Genomic DNA, 18,234 nt, shown 5'->3' on the forward strand with positions numbered 1-18,234 from the left:
AAACTAATCTAACGGAAAAGTATATCCGACTGCAAACACTCCTGTTGACTGTTTTGCAGCTGGATGAAAATACCCAGAAATCCCGATTTCGAAATTGTTATGTCTGCCGATTGCCAATCCAATACTAAATGGAATATGCAGTAAAACATCACTTTTATTAAAATTAACATTTGGCGTAAACGTTTCGAATTTACCTATTGAAGTTCCAATACCTCCTTCTATAAATGGTGCAACCCATGGAATTGGAGCGCAAAAACGAACTTTTCCTCCCATTAAAAAAGCATTAGTTGTTACTTTATATTGAGGCTGATTTTGTATGTTTTGATTTTTGTCTACAGATTCAAAAATAGCGCCAGCGTAAGGTCTTATGCTAAACCACGATTTTAGTCCTATAATATACTCACCTTGAAGGTAAAGACCGCCTCCCATAACATCTACTTCTTCTTGGCTTCCATAATCTTCTATGTAATAAGAACTGCTCGATCCATAGCCTATGGATGCTTTGATGAAATTACCTGTAGTTTGGGCTTTTGAATGAGATGAAAATAATACTATAATAATAATAGTAAAATAGCGTAGAGTTGAAGTCATATTTTTTTGATTTCTTAAATAATGGGGCGAATGTAAGAATTATTCGTTCGATTTTAAAAACAAAAAAACCGCCCAATCCGAAGACCGAGCAGTTTTCAAAAAAAAGCATGAATCGATCAATTAATTTACTCTCATTTTAATTTGCGATAAAGTATTTTGAATACTATTTAATTGTTTTGAAATGATATATACTTGATCATGTTCCAAATGGTTTTCTTCGAGTGCTTTTTTGTATTTTTCAATTGCAGCTTCTTCACCTGTAATACAAGCGTTTATAATTGCTTCTGTATCACCTCCTGTAAAGGCAGATTTAATATCGATCCAAGCTCGGTGTAGCGCGCCTAATGGACCTCCGCCTAAAGTATCTGTAGATTTTCCTAGTTTGTTGATTTGGTTTTGTAATTCTACAATAAACAATGCTCTTTCGCGGGCATATTCAAGGAAATCGGTTTTCATGGCTGGATTTTCTACATGTTCGGCTGCATCTGTATATCCTAATTTCCCGTCTTCAAGGATTGAAATTAATCCCTCTAAAGTTTTAACAGCTTCTTGTGTGGTTTCGTCTGTATGTATCATGACTAATAGTTTTTAAATTAATACATTACAAAGTTGACGATTTATAAAGTGTTATGTTTTATAGGATTACAGTTGGGGTTTTATAATATTGTAGAATGGGAATTTTGAAACTGTTTTTTTGTTCGCCACGAATTTCACGAATTTCACCAATTTTAAATGCTCAAAAATTTAGTTTTGAAAATGATATTTCTCGTATGCTGTTTGCTTGAGGGATAGGAGTGGAAAGCCCGGAGCCTGACGAAGGAAGTGCGAGGACTTGTAACGGATAGCCTCCCGATAGCTATCGGGACAGGCTTACGTCCAAAATAAACTCATAAAAAAAACAGCTTAAAGTATAAAAGTGATGAAACTTTTGAACCTTAAGCCGTTTTTATAAAAACTTAGAATATTGTTATGCAGTCAAAGCTTCTTTGATTCTGCGTAATGCCTCTTTTAAAATATCGTTGCTTGTTGCGTAAGAGAAACGAATACAGTTTGGATTTCCGAAAGCCTCACCAGTTACTGTTGCTACATTTGCCTCAGCTAAAAGATACATTGAAACGTCGTTTGCATCTTTAATTTCGTGTCCTTTTAATGTTTTTCCGAAGAAAGAAGAAACGTCTGGGAACACATAAAATGCACCTTCTGGAACGTTAATTTTTACTCCTGGAATTTCTTTTAATAATCCAACCACTAAATCTCTACGACCATGGAAAGCTTTAACCATGTGGTTTAAAACGCTAGGATCAGCATCTACAGCAGTAATTGTAGCGCGTTGAGCAACAGAATTTGCACCAGAAGTTACTTGTCCTTGAATTTTTGTACATGCTTTAGCAATAAATTCTGGAGCTCCAATGTAACCAATTCTGTATCCTGTCATTGCGAATGCTTTTGCAACTCCGTTTACAGTAATTGTTTTTTCTAACATTCCTGGGATTGAACCAATGCTGCAGAAAGTTCCTGAGAAATTGATGTGCTCATAAATTTCATCTGAAACTACATAGATATTTGGGTGTTTTTCTAAAACTTTTGCTAATGCTGTTAATTCTTCTCTGCTGTAAACAGAACCTGAAGGATTACAAGGAGAAGAGAACCACATCATTTTTGTTTTTGGTGTGATGGCAGCTTCTAATTGTTCTGGTGTCATTTTGAAATCTGTTTCTACAGATGTTGGAACTTCAACTGGAACTCCGCCAGAAAGTTTTACGATTTCGAAATAAGAAACCCAGTAAGGTGCTGGTAAAATCACTTCGTCACCCTCGTTTAACATTACTTGTGCAATGTTGTATAATGATTGTTTTGCTCCTGTAGAAACTACGATTTGAGTTGGTTTGTATTCTAAATCATTGTCTCTTTTGAATTTTCTGCAAATTGCTTCTCTTAATTCTAAGTAACCTTCTACTGGAGAATAAGTGCTATAATTTTCGTTTACTGCTTTTATTACTGCTTCTTTAATGAAGTCTGGTGTGTTGAAGTCAGGCTCACCTAAACTTAAGCTGATAATGTCTTTTCCTTGTGCTTTTAATTCTCTTGCCAAAGCGGCCATTGCTAAAGTTTGCGATGTAGCAAGGTTGTTGATTCTGTCCGAAAGAATATGATTCATTATAAAATTTTTGAATGTCCCTAATTTGCTGTTTATTAAGGAAGGTTAATTATTAATAGATTTTCTTTAGTTATTAAACTGATAATTCAGGTTTCATTCCCAAATCGCGTAAATGCTTAAAGTGAGCAACAACAGCACTTCGCATTGTTTTGTATTCGTAATAAGGTAAGTTGCATTCTTTTGCTGTTTCTTTTACGATTTTTGCAATTTTACCATAGTGAATATGACTGATATTTGGAAAAATATGATGTTCGATTTGATGGTTTAATCCGCCAGTATACCAGTTTACGATTGCATTTTTTGGCGCAAAATTAGTTGTAGTATACAATTGGTGAATTGCCCATGTGTTATCCATTTCTCCTAAATCATTTGGAGTTGGATTTGTAGTATGATCAACTACGTGTGCTAATTGAAATACAATACTTAAGATTAATCCAGCTGTGTAATGCATCGCAAAAAAGCCAACAAGTACTTTCCACCATGTAATTCCAATTACTATTGGTAAAACAATCCAAATTGATACATAAATCATTTTAGTGATGATAAGTGTTGTCCAAAGGATTTTAGGGTTTTTCGGTTCTCCGTAAGATAATTTTCTTTTCAGGTAATTTCTCATTTGCTTAAAATCGGTTGTTAAAGCCCAATTGAAGGTTAATAATCCATATAAGAAAACAGAATAGTAATGTTGGAAACGGTGAAAACGATGCCATTCAGCATGTTCTGTAAAACGAATAATTCTTCCCGCATCTAAATCTTCATCATGCCCAGGAATATTAGTATAAGTGTGATGCAATACATTATGTTGTACCTGCCAGTTGTAAACATTTCCGGCCAAAACATAAATTGTTCCACCCATAAATTTGTTTATCCAGCTTTTATTTGAATAAGAACCATGATTTCCGTCATGCATAACGTTCATTCCAACACCAGCCATTCCAACACCCATTACAATTGATAAAAGTAACATAACCCAAAATGGCATGTTAAGGGTAAGAATTAAAAAATAGGGAGTTAGAAAAACAGCAAATAGAATAACGGCTTTTAAGTGTAACTTCCAGTTTCCAGTTTTCTGAATGTTGTTCTCCTTGAAGTAATTGTTTACCCGAGAGTTAAGTGTTCTGAAAAACTTCAGATTGTCTTGCCTTGCAAAAGTTGGAGCCGTGTTATTCATAATTGTTTTAAATAGGTTTCAAAGGTAATTATTATAAATTCTCAATTTGCAAAATTGAGTTAAATATTTCAATCGTAAAGTAGTACTTTTGTTAAAAATTTACAGCAATGGATGAGATATTGAAATATTTTCCCAATTTGACCGATCTTCAAATCGAGCAATTTCAAAAATTAGACTTTTTATACCACGATTGGAATGAAAAAATCAATGTTATTTCGCGTAAAGACATTGATTCATTATATACAAAACACATTTTGCACTCATTAGGAATTGCAAAAGTTATGAAGTTCGAACCAGGAGCAACAGTTTTGGATGTTGGAACAGGCGGAGGTTTTCCTGGCATTCCTTTAGCGATTCTTTTTCCTGAAACTCGTTTTTATTTGATTGATGTTATCGCTAAAAAAATAAAAGTAGTTCAGGGTGTTGTAGATGCATTAGAATTAAAGAACGTAAAAGCAGAACAAAAACGTGCTGAACTGGTAAAAGGTGATTTCGATTTTATTGTAAGCCGAGCAGTTACTAATATGCCTGATTTTGTTTCGTGGATTAAAGACAAAATCAAAAAACAGCATAAACACATACTGAAAAATGGAATTTTATATTTGAAAGGCGGTGATTTAACTGATGAGCTGAAGGATTTTCCAAATGCAACTTTATACGATTTGGCGAATATATTTGAAGATGAATTCTTTGAAACTAAGAAAGTGGTTCATCTTCCATTAAAATTTAAACCTTAAATAACAAATAACCCGATTAGGAAATTCTAATCGGGTTATTTTTTTGAACAAAACTAAAGGTCGAAATTATGATGCTTTTTTTGGAAGATTTGAAAAACTATTCGCTTTATGATCTAAATTATCAATCATGGCATGAATTGCGTTTTCTGATGCTTCAAGAGAGTATTTGAATTTTTCATCGAAGAAAAACTCTCTACAAATAACAGGTTCGTTTGATGAATCGTATACAGCTTCATCACTTTCATCTAAGGTATCATTCTTATACGGATTGGGATGAGAATGAGTTAATTTGATGATAGTTTGAGCAAACCAATTGTCAAAGTTTTTCTTTTTTGGAGTAATATGGCGCGCCAATAATGCTAGTCCAACAAGGTCATTTTGTAAAAAATAAGAGCCTTTTCGGTATCTAACATCTATCATTCTTACATTCATTAATGCAATCCATAAAGCGCCATTAACAGATCCAGTTGCAGATACTTCAAAATCTGTATCAAATAAAAGAGGGTTTGTTTGTTCGCGATTATTGATAGAACACCACAGTGCTTCAATTCGTTTTTGAGTATCATCTGTTGTTTGACTGTATCCTGTAAAACGCCAATATACCCATTCTAGTAATGCTGCGGTCAATCCAATTGAACCTTTATGATTTATTTGCATAAGGGTATTTTCAAGATCATCATTTCCTTCAATAGGATCTAAAAGTTTATTTATTTTCTTTTTTGTCCATTTGTAGTCAATGGGGTGTCCTATACTTTTTGATTCCATAATAATTTTAGGAACATTGTTTAAATTTCTCATACTTATGCTATTAATTTATTAAATCTTTTAATGTTGCTTAATGATGAAGCAAATTTATACTGATGAGTTTTTTTTGAAGGGAACAAAAAGTTTTTAAAGTAATAAAATAAGACAATTAAAACTTTTAAAGTGTTGATTTTTAAATAAATAAGAAAAGTATTACAAAAAAGTAACAAGAAAATAGAGGTAAGTAAAAACGAAAGCCGATCTTCAAAGAGGATCGGCTTTTATATATAGTCAGATTTCAAAACTTGAAACCTGAAACTTGAAACAAAAATTAACCTAAGAAAGGATATCTGTAATCTTCTGGAGTTACAAAAGTTTCTTTGATAGTTCTTGGAGAAGCCCAACGTAACAAGTTCAATGCAGAACCTGCTTTATCGTTAGTTCCAGAAGCTCTTGCTCCACCAAATGGTTGCATTCCTACAACAGCTCCAGTTGGTTTGTCATTGATGTAGAAGTTACCAGCAGAGTTTTGTAATTTAGTTGTAGCAACTTCAATTGCATAACGATCTTGGCTAAATACAGCTCCTGTTAAAGCGTACTCAGAAGTAGTATCAACTAATTCAAGAGTTTCTTCCCATTTAGCATCTTCGTAAACATAAATCGTGATAACTGGTCCGAACAACTCAGTTTCCATTGTAGTATATTTTGGGTTTGTAGTTACAATAACTGTTGGCTCAATAAAGTAACCTACAGATTTATCATAATTTCCACCAACGATGATTTCTGCGTCAGCATCTTTTTTAGCTTGATCAATATAACTAGCTAATTTGTCAAAAGAACCTTCGTGAATAACTGCTGTAATGAAATTTCCGAAATCTTCTGGAGAACCCATTTTCATAGATTTTACATCAGCAATCAATTGTTCTTTTACAGCTGGCCATAAACTTTGTGGAATATAAGCTCTAGAAGCAGCAGAACATTTTTGTCCTTGGAATTCGAAAGCTCCACGAGTAATTCCAGTAACCACTTGTTTTACGTTTGCGCTTGGGTGAGCAATGATAAAATCTTTACCTCCAGTTTCTCCAACGATTCTTGGGTATGTTTTGTAGTTGTGAATGTTTGCTCCAATTTTAGCCCAGATATCTTTAAATACATGAGTTGATCCTGTAAAGTGAACACCAGCAAAATCACGGCTTGCTAAAACTGTATCTGTAATCATTAAAGCATCTCCAAAAACTACGTTGATAACTCCGTCAGGAACTCCAGCTTCTTTGAAAACTTCTAAAATGATTTTTGTAGAAAATACTTGGCTATCACTTGGTTTCCAAACCACAACGTTACCCATCATTGCAGCACTTGCAGGAAGGTTTGCAGCGATTGCAGTAAAGTTGAAAGGAGTAATAGCGTAAACAAAACCTTCTAATGGTCTGTATTCTACACGGTTCCAAACAGAAGAATCTGATTTTGGCTGATCGTTGTAGATTTGAGTCATAAACTCAACATTGTAACGTAAGAAGTCGATTAATTCGCAAGAAGCATCGATTTCTGCTTGGTGAATATTTTTAGATTGACCAATCATTGTAGCAGCGTTAATACGAGCTCTGTATGGTCCAGCAATAAGTTCAGCAGCTTTTAAGAAAATAGCAGCACGCTGTTCCCATGCTAAGTTTGCCCATGCTTTTCTTGATTCAAGTGCATTTGTAATTGCTTTTTCAATATGTTGTTTTTCAGCTAAATGATATTTTCCAACTACGTGCTGGTGATCGTGAGGAGCTGTAATGTTTCTTGTATTTCCAGTTCTAATTTCTTCGTTTCCAATATACAAAGGAACGTCAATTTGAGAATTCCACATTGTGGTGTAAGCAGCCTGAACAGCAGCTTTTTCTGGTGAGTTTGGTGCGTAGCTCTTTACAGGCTCGTTTACCGCTTTTGGTACATGGAAAAATCCTTTAAGCATGTTATTTAAAATTTTGTGAATTAGACAATTTAAAGTTAGACGATTTGTTTTGTTACGAATAATCTAACGTTGCACAAAAGTACAAAGGATAAATTAATAAATTGACAATTTTATGATTAAGATAACGATAAAAGCAATAGTTGTAAACTATATCTTAATTTAATGCAAAAGGAGCACACATTCTAAAAGTAGGAACAATTACTTTGAATGTTTTTGTAGTAGTAAAATTGATCATATTAAAATGACCTTTCATTGCGCCATAAGGAGACGATAATAAACAGCCAGAACTGTACGTATGGTTTTCGCCAGGTTTTAGAACTGGTTTCTTACCAATTACACCTTCACCATCTACAACTTCTAAATCATTTAAAGAATCAAAAATTTCCCAGTGGCGAGAAGTTAATTGTACAGAATCTTTACTATGATTTTCGATGGTAACTACGTAGCTAAAAGCAAAATGAATCTTGTAGTTTTTGAAGTATGTACCTTCAAAACTAGTCAAAACAGATATTTTTATGCCTCGTGTAATTTGAGAAACCATACTAACGCCGTATATATGTGAGTGTTATAGAGGCAAAGCTACAAAAAAAAATCGTTTAATCTAAAACCTTAACATTGTTTTAATTGACTATATTGATAGAGTTTGCATTTCCTTTTCCGATTACGCGCTGATAACGGTCAGTGGCTTCTTTGTAATAAACCAAGATGGTGTACTCGTTTTCAGTCTGATAAAAGTTTCCGTCAATAGCATTTTCAAAATCAACGACGCCTTTTTTATCTGCGACGGTATACTGAAAATTAGTAAAACCTTGTTTGATCATAATGGCTTTTTCAAAAACTCCTTTGTCATTATTGTAATCCATTTTGTACTCTGGCGAAAGACTATAGTTGTTAAACATTCCAGTAATATAAATGTCTTTGTTCATTCTAAAAGCAGGAGCAGAAAGACTAAAATAAACCCATGCATAATCGGCTTCAATATCATTATTAGAACCGTTGATGTTCTTAACAACAAAATTTCCATTTACATCTTCATAATTAGTATAAATCTGATTTCCTCTTGCGGCATTGGTGTACAAAAACGCATTGTAAATGTCATTGTTTGAACCTATTTTGGCAACATTATTATTAGCTGCTCGAATGTCTTTGTTTTCAAAATACAAAAACTCATTTCCACCCCAAAACTGAGTTTCTTTGTCATATTTATAGACCAGCTGATTGCCAATGGTATATTGAGGAACAATATTTTTTATCTCGGTATGAAAGTTTCCGTTTTGCAGTAGAAGCACTTTTACATTTTGCAATGGAGTTTGAAACACAATATCATTGGATAAAATAGCAAAATCAAGATTCTGTTTATAATCAATATTACTAAGGTTACGGCTTCTTTTTACTTGCACGCCAACAGTACAATGATTTTCATGCAAAATAAATTTTCTTGAGAAAACAACTTCTCTGTCTTCGTTTAGAATTCGAAGCATATAATTGCCTGAAAGCTTTAGTAATTGTGTAAACTGATTCGGAAAAGAAAGTCTATAATGTGTATAAACCTGTAGAGTATTAAACGAATTCGAAAAATCGGTAATTCGCTGATTATCCATGCCAAAAATATAGTCGGTCTTTGGAATGTCTGTTGGGAACCAGTTGTAATCGCAATGAATAACTTCAAAGTAATAGTTGGCTTCATTGCCAAACAAATCATCAAATTGAAAGGTAAATGGAGAACCTAATTCGAAAATTGGCGGAACATTACTGCCATTCTGAATAAAAGAGACAGTTTTAATGTTGTAAGGAGGATCAATTTCTTTTTCTTGAGCTTTCGCTAAAGTGAAAATGAAAAGAAAAATAAAGCTTGTATATAAAAATTTCGGCATCTTAAAACGTTGTAAGATTGTAAATATAACAATTTTATATAACGAAAAAGATGCCGATCTATTGGATTTAACGATTAATTTCCTAAAATATACTCTAAGTTACCCTCAATTTCATCATTGATATAACTTTCTTCTAAAAGTGAGTCAGATAATAATTTTTTGTTTTCCTGCAATTTGATGATTTTTTCTTCGACTGTATTTTTAGAAATAAAACGAATCACATTTACTTTATTCAATTGTCCGATTCTGTGTGCACGTGCGACACCCTGTTTTTCAGCAAAAGGATTCCACCAAGGATCTAAAAATAAAACATACGAAGCTTTGGTGATATTCAAACCAACACCTCCAGCTTTAAGCGAAATAAAGAACAACAACGGATTTTCTTTTTCTTGAAACATTTTAACCTGTTGCTCTCTTTTATCTGATGGGGTTTCGCCTGTAATTTCGCAGAACTCTATTTTGTTTTCCTTACACCAATCGGTATAGAAATTTAAATTGGTAACAAACGAACTGAAAATGATTACTTTCTGTTTTGCTTTTACTAAGTTTTCTAAATAATTGGTTACGGCAATATACTTTCCAGAATCAACTTCAGATTCCTGATCGATCATTTTTGGGTGATTGCTCAGCTGCCTCAACTTCATCAAAGTATTTATGATATTGATTTTATCTGGGCCAGATCCGTCAGTTTTAAGCAAGAAATTACGCGCCTTAGATTTCTCTTTTTCGTATAATTTTTCCTGTTCCGGATCCATGTCGCAGTAATAAATCTGCTCTGTCAATTCTGGTAAATCTTTTAAAACCTGTTCTTTAGTTCTTCTTAAAATATAAGGAGCGATGAGGTTTTTTAATTCCGTTAAAACTTCTTCGTTCTGTTTTTTCTCAATAGGATTTTTGAAATTTTCCATAAAGAAAGCGTAGCTTCCTAAAATCTCTGGATTGATAAACTGCATTTGCGACCATAAATCGTCAAGCGAATTTTCGATTGGCGTACCACTCAGAGCAATTTTATGTCCTGTACTTATTTTATTGATCGCCTTAAAAATCTTAGAATTTTTATTTTTGATGTATTGGCTCTCGTCCAAAATCAGATAACGGAAATCGTATTTTTCTAAAATAGAAATATCTCGGTGAATGATGCTGTAGCTTGTAAAAATCAAATCGGTTGAATTGATTCTGCTTGCTAATGATTTTCTGTCATTTCCAACATATTGCATTTTCGAAAAGTGTGGCGTAAACTTTCCAGCTTCATTAAACCAGTTAAAAACTAATGAAGAAGGAAGAACGATCAAAGCTTTTAGTGGTTCTCTTTCGATAGTGGTTTCGTTAGCAAACAAATCAAAATTGGTGGTTTTGGTCGTAAAGCCTAATTGTTCTTGTACAGAAACCAAAACAGATAAAGTTTGCAGCGTCTTTCCAAGTCCCATATCATCAGCCAAACACGCGCCCATATTGGAATTAAAATGACCTAAAAGCCATTTTACACCATCAATTTGATAAGGTCTCAAAGTCGCTTTTATTAAGTCTGAAGCTGTAAATTCAGCTTGATGAATCTGATCTAAATCACTGTCAATTTCTGAAATTCCGTCCAAAGCCGTAAAATTGCTTTTACGCAACAAAAGAACGCCATTTTCTGTTTTAGCTAATTTTGCCAAAGAGCCATATTTGCTGAACCATTCTAGCGGAATCAAAAAGTAGTTTCCATCAGGCAATGCAAAAAGTCTCTCCTTGCTTTTTATGTTTGGAATAATTTCGCTAAAATTGATTTTATAATTGCCAACTGTAATAATGATTCTAATGTCGAACCAGTCGCCAGTTGTTTCTTTTGAAGCAGAAATAGTATAGCTTTCTGTAATGATTTCTTTGCTTTCCAGTTTTAAATTTTCGATGGTAAAACCTAAACTTTTCAGTTCTTCTTTATGATCGATAATCAGTTGAATATTGACGTAAGGATCTGTGTTTTCAGCTTCTGAATTTAATCCAAATAATTCGTTTTTGATTTTGGTTAAACCAATTTTATTTAACTTTTCAATGAATAAATTCTCGTCTGGATTTCTTTTAAACTGAATTATTTTAGGTTCATTAGCAATGCTGAAATCTACAAAAGAATGTGACTTTTTGGCTTTGCTTCCGTCAAAGGAATATCCGTTGTAATCAAAATAAAGATTAAGATAATAGCAGTTTTTAAAGAAATCATGAATAGGCTGAATCGTGCAAGAAATGATTTTGTCACGAAGTTCAATCTCAAAACCAGTTGCTTCAATATCAATTTTCTTCGCGATTTGCGGAATAAAGCTTTTGAAATAATCATCAACTAATTTTGATGGTATTTCAATAGATTTTTTCTTTAAAAAAGGCATCAGTTTTTTGGAGTTCAACTCTTTTAGCTGTCCCAATTTTTTATTAATAATCAGCCAGCCTGGTTCGTCCAAAAGAATTTCTGCCTTGATATCCATTGGAGAAAAAGTGGTTTCATTTTCTTTTAAAGAAAGGGTATAGGTGATTCCTTCAGCATGCTTGTCAAATTGAATTTGAGGTTCAAAATCAAGCGGATCAATGTTAACTCTTGAGCGATAAAAATCTTTTTCTGGACCAAGATTTAAAGACAGGGGAAATTGTTCTTTTACGATTAAATCGTAAAACGAGCTTAAATTGAATTTTAAGTGCTGACGAATGGCAAATTCAATTTTTGAATCTTTCTGTAAATCGGCAATTGTTTTGGCTGATTTAATTTTAGCACCGAATTTTTTAAAAATAAATTCAGGTTTTAAAGAGTCGCAAGCGGTTAATATTCTTTTTGAGTTGGAATCTAAACTGTCAAAAATGATTCCGAAACTTTCAAGTACGTCTGGACTTGCTTTTTTGTCCAAATATTTGATTTCGCTAGTATTCTCAACAATGTATGCGGTTGGAATATAGACATTCAGATTTTTTTCCAAACTGATGTCAAAACAGAACTGAAATGATTTTGTAGGTTCCAAGATTTAGGGATTTGGTTAGGCTTGTAATTTAGGTTTGGGCAAAAAAATAAAAGGAGTTTTCAAATTATTACTATTTTGAAAACTCCTTTTAAATGAACTTATATCACTTATATGGTGAGAAAATTAGTTTTCCTGTTTAAAGCAAAGCGGAATAATCTCGCCTTTTGCTAAACAGTATTTTTCAACCAATTCTGGTGCAATTTTATTTGTATAATCTTCTTCGATCACAATAAAACCGATACTTCTTAATTTATCGAAATAATCGCGTCCGTAAACACGAACGTGATCGTATTGTCCGAAGATTTTTGCGCGCTCTTTTTGATCTGTAATCGAATCATCGGCAAATGTAACCTCTCGAGATAAATCCTGCGGAATTTGAAGAACTGCCATTCCGCCTGGTTTTAAAACACGGTATAATTCCTGCATTGCTTTTGTATCGTCAGGAATGTGCTCTAAAACGTGATTACATAAAATAACGTCATATTCGTTATCCTTAAAAGGTAAATTACAGATATCTGCTTTTACATCTGCCAATGGCGAAAGTAAGTCAGTTGTCGTATAATCTAAGTTTTTTTGCTTGCGGAATCTTTTATAAAAAGCTTGTTCTGGAGCAAAATGCAATACTTTTTTTGGTGCTGTAAAAAAATCAGTCTGATCGTTTAAATACAACCAAAGCAAACGGTGTCTTTCTAAAGAAAGCGTACTTGGCGAAAGCACATTATTACGCTGTTTTCCGTATCCATAAGGCAAAAACGATTTAAAGCTTTTCCCATCAATTGGATCTGTAAATTTATCTCCTTTTAAAGAGAAAGCTAAAATTGGACGCGCCACATAACTTAAACGAATTAATATTGGGCGTGGAATTGTATTAAGGACTAATTTAAATAGTTTTTTCACAGGTTTGATTCGGGGTTGTATTTATACGATTAACGGAACTTGTCTGAATTCATCTTCTTCGTTACTCTCGATTCCAAGGGCTTTGTAGATGTATTTGAAAGTCGATAATAATTCAGGTTTTCCATCAATTAAAGCTACATCGTGTTCGAAATGCGCACTAGGTTTTCCGTCAGCAGTCAAGATTGTCCAGCCGTCTTTAAGTTGTTTGATGTTTCTAGTTCCCATGTTGATCATAGGCTCGATTGCTACAACCATTCCTTCAACAAAAAGCTTTCCGCGTCCGCGTTTTCCGTAGTTTGGCATCTCTGGTTCTTCGTGCATTTTTTGCCCAACACCATGTCCAACCAATTCACGAACTACTCCGTAACCGTGAGCTTCAGTATATTTTTGAATCGCATTTCCAACATCTTCTACACGATTTCCAGCTTTAAATTCTCTAATTCCAACGTAAAGAGATTCTTTAGTAACACGTAAAAGTTTTTTAACTTCAGGTGCAACTTCTCCAATCTCGAAACTATATGCGTGGTCTCCATGGAAACCATTTTTAAAAGCTCCACAGTCAACCGAAATAACGTCACCACTTTTTAGAGGAATATTATTAGGAATACCGTGAACAACTTGAGCATTTGGACTCATGCAAAGCGAATTCGGGAAATCATACAATCCAAGGAAACTTGGGACAGCACCGTGATCACGAATAAATTCTTCGGCTAATTTGTCAAGATATAATGTAGTTACTCCTTCTTTGATTTCAGAAGCAATCATTCCTAATGTTTTTGATACGATTAAAGCGCTTTCGCGCATTAATTCGATTTCCTCTCTAGTTTTTTGGATAATCATATTTTTTCCATTTTTCAGTTCGCAAAAGTACAATTTTTATCTCATTTTTTGCGCAAAATTTTTAGCCACGAATTTCGCGAATTTGCACGAATTATTTGGTCAAAATTTTAAAGGAAAAGCAATTAGTGAAAATTGGCGGAATTCTTGGCAAAACTAATATCTCCAAAAAAAAGCCGTAAATTAGTAATACAAACGCTTATAAATATGGAAACTATTACAGATCAAGATATAGCCAAAGTAAAGGCATTAAAGAAAATGAAAGCAACTGCTTTGTCTCTTTTGGGTTTCGCGGTGCTTCTTTTTATAATAGCCATTTACTTTAAAATTCCAATACTTCAGGCTTTTAGCGAGGCGGCAATGGTTGGCGGAATTGCTGATTGGTTTGCCGTTGTGGCGCTTTTTCGTCATCCGATGGGAATTCCGATTTGGCATACGGCTATTATTCCGACCAAGAAAAATGAAATAGGAGAGAACTTAGGAAATTTTGTTTCTGAGGAGTTTTTAGACCGAGAAAAATTAGAAATAAAACTTGACGAATTCAATTTTGCCACTAAAGCTTCAGATTGGCTTTCGAAGGAAGACAATGCAAATAAAATTGCGAATGCAGTTGCAGTAAATATTATTCCGGGAATTTTAAGAACAATAAAAGATGAAGATGTCAGAAGATTTATTCAGGTTCAGTTTAAGGAAAAAATTGAAGGAATAAATTTTGGCGATTGGGTTGCATTGGCATTAGAACCTTTGCAAAAAGGAAATTTAAAAAATCAGATGCTGACAAATCTTCTTGAAGTTATGAGTACCGAATTGACTAACAACAAAGATTTAATTAGGCAAAAAGTTAAAGCTTCGACACCACTTTTAAGTTTCGGATTGGCAGATAAAAGTATTACAGAAGGTGTTTTTAATGGTTTGCAAGATTTTCTTAATGAAGCTAAAAAGCCTGAAAGCGCAGTACGCATAAAAATTGACGAATACATTTTTAATTTCTTAGAAAAGGTAAAAAGCTCAGAAGAGATGAGAGTCAAAATCAACGATATGATTTTGGGTTTTGTTGGAAAAAAAGAGGTTCAAGATTACATCAATGGAATTTGGGATGAAATTAAATTGTCTATTACAAACGATTTGAATAAAGGTGACAATTCTTCGATAAAAAATAGTATTTCAAATTTAATTCAAACTTTCGGAAACGGAATTAAAGAAGATCCTGTTATGATTGATAAAATCAACAGTTTTATAAAAAATGATTTATTATCGGTTCTCTTAAACAACAAAAAAGTAATTGGAGATTTGATTTCGTCAACAGTAAAGAGCTGGGATGGAAAAGAAGTTTCAGAAAAATTAGAATTAGAAATCGGGAAAGATCTTCAATACATTAGAATCAACGGAACTTTGGTTGGTGGTGTTATTGGTCTTGTGATTTATGGGGTTGAACAGATTTATCATTATTTTATAATGTAATAACCCCTATTTTGTCATTTCGACTGAAAGGAGAAATCACACAAGGAACTCGACAAAGATTGGTGACATACTTTGCGGAATTTCTAGTGTGATTTCTCCTTTCAGTCGAAATGACAAAAATGAAGCAAAACACAGTTATTTAATTTTCAATTTTCTTTTTTATAATTTCCAAAAGTTCTTCTTTTGTCATAAAAGTATTCATGAAATCTTCTAGATTTCCTTCGTTAGTAACTTCTCTGAAAAAGACTTCATGATCTGTACCAAATAAAGTTGGATTTTCAGGTTGTGGGTCAGATAAAGTAATATAAAAATTATCGGGAAAACCGTAGTTTGTAACGAGTAAAACAAAATCTGGTTTTGGGTCATTTGTAACTTTTATAATTTCACTTAAATCAGTTTCTTCATCTATAAATTCATCATTCCATTCTTCATAATCTTCCGTGCCTTCTTTGAATGGAGTAAAAGGGTAAGCTTGCCAAAACATTTGTCCAAATCCTTCTTCTGTTAATCTAAAATATTTTTGAATGATTTTATCGTAAAAGGCGTCTTTATCTTCTTTAAAAAGAGCTTCGTTTTCATCGATGAAATCTCCAATACCATGAATAGGTTCTTCTTCGTCAGCGGTTGCCCAAGGTGTATCTGTAGGACGTTGATACAAAACTGTGTCAAAGGTTATTGATTGTAAATCTTCTAGTAGCGAATCGCCTTTTATATTGTCTATATTTCCACCTAACTGTTTTATTCTATCTAAAATTTCCTTTTTCATTTTTATTGTATTTAAACCATTTCAAAAGTAAGAATTTTCTTTTAACTAAAATATATTAATATTTTCTAGTAAAATTATGTCGCTCCGCTGGAGCTTTTTTTCGGAGCAATGTTGTTTGGCTATAAATATTATACTCCGCTGGAGTATTGGCGTAGAATTATATGTAAAATAAAAGAGGCGAATTCTTAGAATTCACCTCTTTTTATATAAAGAAAAATATTTCTACAATAATGAATGACAAGTCATAGCATTTGGCTGTTGAACTCCCATTAATTCTAAAATTGTTGGAGCGATATCGCCTAACACACCATCTTGAATGTTTTTTAGTTGTTTGTCAACCAAAATAATCGGCACTGGGTTTGTTGTGTGCGCAGTATTTGGAGATCCGTCAGGATTAATCATGGTTTCGCAGTTTCCGTGGTCGGCAATTACGATTGTAGTATAATCATTTGCAAGAGCGGCGTCAATTACTTTTTTCGCGCAAGCGTCAACAGCTTCACAAGCTTTAATTGCAGCTTCCATAATTCCAGTGTGTCCAACCATATCTCCGTTTGCGAAGTTTAAACAAACGAAATCAACTTCACCTTTGTTCAATTCCGGAACAAGAGCATCTGCCAATTCGTAAGCACTCATTTCTGGCTTTAAATCGTAAGTTGCTACTTTTGGAGAGTTTCTTAAGATTCTTGATTCGCCTTCAAAAGGAGTTTCTCTACCGCCAGAAAAGAAGAATGTTACGTGAGGATATTTCTCAGTCTCTGCAATTCTGATTTGTTTTTTACCTGCTTTTTCTAAAACCTCACCAAGCGTTTCAGTGATATTATCTTTATTGTAAACTACTTTTACGTTTTGGTACGTTTCGTCGTAGTTTGTCAATGTTACATAATATAGGTTTAGTTTGTGCATGTTCTGCTCGTGGAAATCTTGCTGTGAAAGCGCTTCAGTAAGTTCACGTCCTCTATCGGTTCTAAAGTTAAAGAAGATTACAACATCGCCTTCTACAATTGTAGCGAGAGGTTTTGCATTGTCATCAACAATAACAACAGGCTCGATAAATTCGTCAGTTACATCTTTTTCGTAGCTTGACAAAACACTTGCAACAGCATTTGTTGATGGAGTTCCAACGCCGTTAACAAGAAGATCGTAAGCCAATTTTACACGTTCCCAACGTTTATCACGATCCATCGCATAATAACGTCCAACGATAGAAGCGATTTTTACAGGAGTATCTTTAATATAATCTTCAAGATCATGAATATATTTTGCTCCAGATTTTGGGTCAACGTCACGTCCGTCTGTAAAAGCGTGAACATATACCTGATCTAAACCATATTCTTGAGAAGCATCTATTAATCCGCGAAGGTGTGAAGTATGTGAGTGAACACCACCATCTGAAACTAATCCTAAAAAGTGTACTTTTTTATTGTTGTCTTTAGCGTACGTAAAAGCGTCAATTAAAACTTGCTCTTTTGCTAAAGTTTTGTGTTCTACAGCTAAATTTATTTTGGCTAAATCTTGGTATACAATTCTTCCTGCACCTAGATTCATGTGTCCAACTTCGCTATTTCCCATTTGTCCTTCTGGAAGACCAACATTTAATCCGTCAGTTCTAAGCTGTGCGCTTGGGTAGTTTTTATAAAGACTGTTTATAAAAGGAACATTTGCATTGTCTATTGCAGATACTTTAGGGTCAGGAGATTTTCCCCAACCATCCAAAATCATAAGGATAACTTTTTTGTTCATTGCATTTTTGTTTTCTACAAATATAAGGCATTTCTAAAGTTTGAAACCTGAGCAATGTTACATTTATGTTTAATAAAATGAACTATAAAAAAAAATATTGATTTAATTGAAGAAGGCTTCATTTTTTAAAATTAATTCACGGGAAGCTCTTTTTCCGACTTTATTTTTGAGAGCATTATAGTCAATAAAGTATTTTACACTAACAGAAAAGACTTGTTTTAAGACATCATTGTTTAATAGTCTCGCAGCACTGTGTCTAAAAGCTTTAATTAATAACTCATTCAAAGCGAGTAGAGTTGTGTGTTTTGAATTCAAGATTT

16 protein-coding genes are annotated in these 18,234 nt (G+C 33.5%); 2 read left to right on the forward strand and 14 right to left on the reverse strand.

Annotated elements, in window-relative coordinates:
- Positions 1 to 3 precede the first annotated feature (3 nt).
- From DMA14_RS01925 to DMA14_RS01940, 4 genes are all read right to left on the reverse strand, one after another.
- Positions 4 to 591 carry a hypothetical protein gene (locus DMA14_RS01925; RefSeq protein WP_111422703.1) on the reverse strand — a complete coding sequence of 196 codons (588 nt, stop codon included), beginning with the start codon at positions 589 to 591 and terminating at the stop codon, positions 4 to 6.
- A 120-nt stretch (positions 592 to 711) separates the two neighbouring features.
- A complete protein-coding gene (locus tag DMA14_RS01930) occupies positions 712 to 1,167 on the reverse strand; it encodes a ferritin-like domain-containing protein (protein WP_111422705.1) in 456 nt (151 codons plus the stop codon).
- A gap of 391 nt (positions 1,168 to 1,558) precedes the next feature.
- Positions 1,559 to 2,749, reverse strand: a complete 1,191-nt coding sequence (locus DMA14_RS01935; RefSeq protein ID WP_111422706.1) for a pyridoxal phosphate-dependent aminotransferase — start codon at positions 2,747 to 2,749, stop codon at positions 1,559 to 1,561.
- Between the two features lie 73 nt (positions 2,750 to 2,822).
- Positions 2,823 to 3,920: a fatty acid desaturase family protein gene (locus DMA14_RS01940; protein WP_111422708.1), complete on the reverse strand. Its 1,098-nt coding sequence runs from the start codon at positions 3,918 to 3,920 to the stop codon at positions 2,823 to 2,825.
- Between the two features lie 107 nt (positions 3,921 to 4,027).
- Between DMA14_RS01940 and rsmG the strand changes: the two genes are divergently transcribed.
- Positions 4,028 to 4,657 (forward strand): 16S rRNA (guanine(527)-N(7))-methyltransferase RsmG, encoded by a 630-nt coding sequence (gene rsmG, locus DMA14_RS01945; RefSeq protein ID WP_111422709.1) that lies wholly within the window; start codon positions 4,028 to 4,030, stop codon positions 4,655 to 4,657.
- A gap of 66 nt (positions 4,658 to 4,723) precedes the next feature.
- Here the strand turns inward: rsmG and DMA14_RS01950 are convergent, their stop codons facing one another.
- From DMA14_RS01950 to map, 7 genes are all read right to left on the reverse strand, one after another.
- On the reverse strand, positions 4,724 to 5,455 hold the full coding sequence (locus DMA14_RS01950; RefSeq protein ID WP_111422711.1) for a hypothetical protein: 732 nt from the start codon (positions 5,453 to 5,455) through the stop codon (positions 4,724 to 4,726).
- Positions 5,456 to 5,732: 277 nt separating this feature from the next.
- Positions 5,733 to 7,358 (reverse strand): L-glutamate gamma-semialdehyde dehydrogenase, encoded by a 1,626-nt coding sequence (gene pruA, locus DMA14_RS01955; RefSeq protein WP_111422713.1) that lies wholly within the window; start codon positions 7,356 to 7,358, stop codon positions 5,733 to 5,735.
- Positions 7,359 to 7,512: 154 nt separating this feature from the next.
- Positions 7,513 to 7,899 (reverse strand): Co2+/Mg2+ efflux protein ApaG, encoded by a 387-nt coding sequence (gene apaG, locus DMA14_RS01960; RefSeq protein WP_008467225.1) that lies wholly within the window; start codon positions 7,897 to 7,899, stop codon positions 7,513 to 7,515.
- 79 nt (positions 7,900 to 7,978) lie between these two features.
- A complete protein-coding gene (locus DMA14_RS01965; RefSeq protein WP_111422714.1) occupies positions 7,979 to 9,232 on the reverse strand; it encodes a type IX secretion system plug protein in 1,254 nt (417 codons plus the stop codon).
- 74 nt (positions 9,233 to 9,306) lie between these two features.
- Positions 9,307 to 12,213 (reverse strand): DEAD/DEAH box helicase, encoded by a 2,907-nt coding sequence (locus tag DMA14_RS01970; protein WP_111422716.1) that lies wholly within the window; start codon positions 12,211 to 12,213, stop codon positions 9,307 to 9,309.
- Between the two features lie 123 nt (positions 12,214 to 12,336).
- Positions 12,337 to 13,110 (reverse strand): class I SAM-dependent methyltransferase, encoded by a 774-nt coding sequence (locus DMA14_RS01975; RefSeq protein WP_111422718.1) that lies wholly within the window; start codon positions 13,108 to 13,110, stop codon positions 12,337 to 12,339.
- Positions 13,111 to 13,131: 21 nt separating this feature from the next.
- Positions 13,132 to 13,950 (reverse strand): type I methionyl aminopeptidase, encoded by an 819-nt coding sequence (map, locus tag DMA14_RS01980; protein ID WP_111422868.1) that lies wholly within the window; start codon positions 13,948 to 13,950, stop codon positions 13,132 to 13,134.
- Between the two features lie 204 nt (positions 13,951 to 14,154).
- On the opposite strand from map, the gene DMA14_RS01985 reads away from it, so the two are divergent.
- On the forward strand, positions 14,155 to 15,408 hold the full coding sequence (locus DMA14_RS01985; protein WP_111422869.1) for a DUF445 domain-containing protein: 1,254 nt from the start codon (positions 14,155 to 14,157) through the stop codon (positions 15,406 to 15,408).
- Positions 15,409 to 15,547: 139 nt separating this feature from the next.
- Here DMA14_RS01985 and DMA14_RS01990 read toward each other — a convergent pair whose 3' ends face one another.
- From DMA14_RS01990 to DMA14_RS02000, 3 genes are all read right to left on the reverse strand, one after another.
- Positions 15,548 to 16,174, reverse strand: coding sequence for a hypothetical protein (locus tag DMA14_RS01990; protein ID WP_111422719.1), 627 nt, complete (start codon positions 16,172 to 16,174; stop codon positions 15,548 to 15,550).
- 222 nt (positions 16,175 to 16,396) lie between these two features.
- Positions 16,397 to 17,914, reverse strand: a complete 1,518-nt coding sequence (gene gpmI, locus DMA14_RS01995) for a 2,3-bisphosphoglycerate-independent phosphoglycerate mutase (protein WP_111422721.1) — start codon at positions 17,912 to 17,914, stop codon at positions 16,397 to 16,399.
- 102 nt (positions 17,915 to 18,016) lie between these two features.
- A complete protein-coding gene (locus DMA14_RS02000) occupies positions 18,017 to 18,229 on the reverse strand; it encodes a DUF5916 domain-containing protein (RefSeq protein WP_111422723.1) in 213 nt (70 codons plus the stop codon).
- Positions 18,230 to 18,234 lie beyond the last annotated feature (5 nt).

It is taken from the genome of Flavobacterium sharifuzzamanii (assembly GCF_003254585.1).
In the GTDB taxonomy this organism is placed as follows: Bacteria; Bacteroidota; Bacteroidia; order Flavobacteriales; family Flavobacteriaceae; genus Flavobacterium; species Flavobacterium sharifuzzamanii.

What these genes read in the sequence shown, in the direction of transcription:
- DMA14_RS01925 (WP_111422703.1), bottom strand. Translation starts at nt 591, where the DNA reads ATGACTTCAACTCTACGCTATTTTACTATTATTATTATAGTATTATTT.
- DMA14_RS01930 (WP_111422705.1), bottom strand. Translation starts at nt 1,167, where the DNA reads ATGATACATACAGACGAAACCACACAAGAAGCTGTTAAAACTTTAGAG.
- DMA14_RS01935 (WP_111422706.1), bottom strand. Translation starts at nt 2,749, where the DNA reads ATGAATCATATTCTTTCGGACAGAATCAACAACCTTGCTACATCGCAA.
- DMA14_RS01940 (WP_111422708.1), bottom strand. Translation starts at nt 3,920, where the DNA reads ATGAATAACACGGCTCCAACTTTTGCAAGGCAAGACAATCTGAAGTTT.
- rsmG (WP_111422709.1), top strand. Translation starts at nt 4,028, where the DNA reads ATGGATGAGATATTGAAATATTTTCCCAATTTGACCGATCTTCAAATC.
- DMA14_RS01950 (WP_111422711.1), bottom strand. Translation starts at nt 5,455, where the DNA reads ATGAGAAATTTAAACAATGTTCCTAAAATTATTATGGAATCAAAAAGT.
- pruA (WP_111422713.1), bottom strand. Translation starts at nt 7,358, where the DNA reads ATGCTTAAAGGATTTTTCCATGTACCAAAAGCGGTAAACGAGCCTGTA.
- apaG (WP_008467225.1), bottom strand. Translation starts at nt 7,899, where the DNA reads ATGGTTTCTCAAATTACACGAGGCATAAAAATATCTGTTTTGACTAGT.
- DMA14_RS01965 (WP_111422714.1), bottom strand. Translation starts at nt 9,232, where the DNA reads ATGCCGAAATTTTTATATACAAGCTTTATTTTTCTTTTCATTTTCACT.
- map (WP_111422868.1), bottom strand. Translation starts at nt 13,950, where the DNA reads ATGATTATCCAAAAAACTAGAGAGGAAATCGAATTAATGCGCGAAAGC.
- DMA14_RS01985 (WP_111422869.1), top strand. Translation starts at nt 14,155, where the DNA reads ATGGAAACTATTACAGATCAAGATATAGCCAAAGTAAAGGCATTAAAG.
- DMA14_RS01990 (WP_111422719.1), bottom strand. Translation starts at nt 16,174, where the DNA reads ATGAAAAAGGAAATTTTAGATAGAATAAAACAGTTAGGTGGAAATATA.
- gpmI (WP_111422721.1), bottom strand. Translation starts at nt 17,914, where the DNA reads ATGAACAAAAAAGTTATCCTTATGATTTTGGATGGTTGGGGAAAATCT.